Origin of the sequence: Zemynaea arenosa, assembly GCF_004614185.1 — a bacterium.
GTDB classification, from domain to species: Bacteria; Pseudomonadota; Gammaproteobacteria; order Burkholderiales; family Burkholderiaceae_D; genus Telluria; species Telluria arenosa.
This window is the reverse complement of record NZ_SPVF01000058.1, coordinates 1-3,057: the sequence shown is the minus strand read 5'-3', so window position 1 is coordinate 3,057 and position 3,057 is coordinate 1. Positions and strand designations below refer to the sequence as shown.

Sequence of the window (3,057 nt, the reverse complement as noted above, 5' to 3'; positions counted from 1 at the left end):
CTGCTGAGCAGGGCCGGAAACGGCACTGGCGGCGCCGCCGGTTTGAGCCGGGGGCGCCGCCAGGGCGAAGGAGGCGGCGGCGCCGAGCGCCGCCAGGGTCACGAGGAAGCGCGCCCTCATTTATTGAGCTTGCGGATGCGTTCCGAGGGCGTGATGATGTCCGTGAGACGAATACCAAACTTGTCGTTCACCACCACCACCTCGCCCTGCGCGATCAGGCAGCCGTTGACCAGCACGTCCATCGGCTCACCCGCCAGGCCATCCAGTTCCACCACCGAGCCCTGGGCCAGCTGCAGCAGGTTCTTGATGGCGATCTTGGTGCGCCCCAGCTCCACGGTCAGCTGGACCGGGATATCGAGGATGAAGTCGATGTCGTTCTGGGTGGCCGGCGCGCTGCCCTTGTTCGAGAAATCCTTGAACACGGCCGCCTGCGCAGACTGCTGCTGCGCCAGCGCATCCGCCTCGGCCTTGGCCTGTTCGGCAATCGCCGCGCCCCAATCGTCGTCGAGGCTTTGGTCGTCCTGGTTATCAGACATCGTCATACTCCTTCACTACCTTATTTTGAATCCGAGGCCGACGCGAGCAGCTTCTCGACCTTGAGTGCGTATTGGCCATTCAGCACGCCGTAGGTGCACTCCATCACCGGCACGCCATCGACGGTGGCCTGGATGGTCTCCGGCACGTTGAGCGGAATGACATCGCCGATCTTGAAATTGAGGATATCGTCGAACGAGGCCTTGCCGGTGCCCAGCGTGGCCACCAGTTCGACTTCCGCGATCTGGATCTGCTGCGTCATCAGGCGGATCCAGCGCTTGTCCACCTCCAGCGCCTCGCCTTGCAGGGAGGAGGTCAGCGCATCGCGGATCGGCTCGATCATCGAGTACGGCATGCAGAAGTGGATCTGGCCCGACACCGAGCCCAGTTCCACCGTGAAGGTCGACGAGACCACCACTTCGTTCGGCGTCGCGATGTTCGCGAACTGGGTGTTCATCTCCGACCGGATATATTCGAACTCGACCGGGTAGACCGGCTCCCACGACTTGGTGTAGGCCTCGAACACGATGTCCAGGATGCGCAGGATGATGCGCTGCTCCGTTTGCGTGAAGTCGCGGCCCTCGACGCGGGTGTGGAAGCGGCCGTCGCCCCCGAACAGGTTGTCCACCAGCAGGAACACGAGGCCCGGGTCGAACACCATCAGGGCGGTGCCGCGCAGCGGCTTCATGTGCACCAGGTTGAGGTTGGTCGGCACCACCAGGTTGCGGATGAATTCCGAGTACTTGGACACGCGCACCGAGCCGACCGAGACCTCGGCCGAACGGCGCAGGAAGTTGAACAGGCCGACGCGCAGCAGACGGGCGAACCGCTCGTTGATGATCTCCAGGGTCGGCATGCGGCCCCGGACGATGCGCTCCTGGGTCGCCAGGTTGTACGTTCGAACGCCCGCAGTCTCTTCCGGGGCGACGGTGTCGTCCTGATCGCCGTTGACGCCCTTGAGAAGGGCATCAACTTCTTCCTGTGAGAGGAAATTATCGGCCATGATGCGGTGCTTCGACGGACTCGGTTACTGGATGATAAACGAAGTGAACAGAACGTCGCTCACCTCTTGCGGCTCGCCGTGCTCGACGAAGGGCTCGTTGGACACCTTGATGATTTCCTCGGCCAGTTTCTTCTTGCCTTCCACGGACGAGATCTCGGACGCTTTCTTGCCCGACAGGAGCAGCAGGATGCGGCTGCGGACCTTCGGCATGTTGGCTTTCAGCAGTTCTTCCTGTTCCGGGCTGTTCACTTGCAGGGTGCAGGCCAGCTGCAGGTATTGGTCGGCGCCGTTTTCCGGCTGCAGGTTGACGGTGAACTGTTCCAGCACCACGTAGACGGCCGGGTGATCCTTGTCGCTTTTCTTTTTCTTCTTGTCGCCCTTGTGGGCACCGCCGGTCTCTTCCGCGTCCGCGCTGCCCTTGGTAAAGAACCACGCGGCACCGCCCGCCAGACCGGCCACGAGCACGGCGGCAATCACGATCACCATCAGTTTTTTCTTGCCGTTGGCGGCGGGTGCTGCGTCAGCCTTGGGGTCAGCTTTCATTGTCGTTACGTTCTCTTTCAGATCGGGCAAGTGGACGGGAAGACGCCTCTGTGTGTGCCCGCCATTATGTCATTATCGGGAGAAACTGCGGGAGCTGTAGGGTGGAACAGAAGGATGTTCTGCCCGCAGTTCCGCCGCCGCAGCCCCGCGCCAATCGCCCCTCGTTTGCGTTCCATCAACCGGGGTCAGGCCCCAGCCCTCCGCCCCGGGGTCAGACCCCGTGGTCAGAGCGCCTGATATACCGGGCTGTCAAGCCCCCGGGGTCTGACCCCAAGAGGGAAGGGGACGCCTGACCCCGGGGTTGAGGCAGATCAAGGCGGTCAGGCGAACAGGTCGACCAGGCCGCGGTCAAGGCGCTGGGTGCGCGGGGCGTTCGGCTGGACTTCGTTGACGGCGGCGGGGGCATTGCCGTTGTCGTTGCCATAACGGTTGCCGTTGCCCTGGCCCTGGCCGGCGGCGTTGCCGGCCATCCGCTGCTGCTGGTCCTGCTGGCCCGGATTGCCGGCGTTGACGGTGGCGTTGCCCAGCGAGAGGCCGGATTCGCTCATCATTTCCTTCAGCCGGGGCAGGGCGCTCTCCAGGGCCGCGCGCACCTCCGGCTGGGCCGCGGTGAACGCGACGCTGGCCTGGTCGTTGCTCACGGACAGGACCACCTGCATCGGGCCGAGGTCCGGCGGATTGAGGGTCAGCTCGGCGCTTTGGTCGCCACCGGCAGCCATCCAGACGATCTTCTGGCCGACCTGGTTTTCCCAGGCGTTGGTGCCGACGCGGGCGCTCAGGCGCTCGCCCCCGGCTGCGGCGGCGGCCTGCGTGGCTTCCAGGCTGTTGGCGGCCTGGACCTGGGCGGCGGCGGGAGCCAGCGTGGGCTGCAGGTCGTGCAGGGCGGCTTGCTCGGCCGGGGTTTGAATATGCAACCTTTCGGTTGCATATTCGGCCTGGGGCGTGGCGCTCGTGGTGGCGGCGGCGGGGGCACCTTG

At 64.6% G+C, this 3,057-nt stretch carries 4 protein-coding genes; all 4 read right to left on the bottom strand.

Features of this window, described 5'->3' with window-relative positions; all coding sequences use genetic code 11:
- Positions 1-116 precede the first annotated feature (116 nt).
- The gene (gene fliN / locus E4L96_RS03835; protein ID WP_181017580.1) at positions 117-536 is read right to left on the bottom strand and encodes a flagellar motor switch protein FliN; all 420 of its coding nucleotides are present in this window, start codon (positions 534-536) and stop codon (positions 117-119) included.
- 20 nt (positions 537-556) lie between these two features.
- Positions 557-1,537, bottom strand: coding sequence for a flagellar motor switch protein FliM (gene fliM / locus E4L96_RS03830; RefSeq protein WP_135205907.1), 981 nt, complete (start codon positions 1,535-1,537; stop codon positions 557-559).
- Between the two features lie 24 nt (positions 1,538-1,561).
- Positions 1,562-2,080: a flagellar basal body-associated protein FliL gene (gene fliL / locus E4L96_RS03825; RefSeq protein ID WP_135205906.1), complete on the bottom strand. Its 519-nt coding sequence runs from the start codon at positions 2,078-2,080 to the stop codon at positions 1,562-1,564.
- Positions 2,081-2,400: 320 nt separating this feature from the next.
- Positions 2,401-3,057 (bottom strand): flagellar hook-length control protein FliK (locus tag E4L96_RS03820; RefSeq protein ID WP_135205905.1); only part of this gene is annotated, 657 nt, incomplete at its 5' end.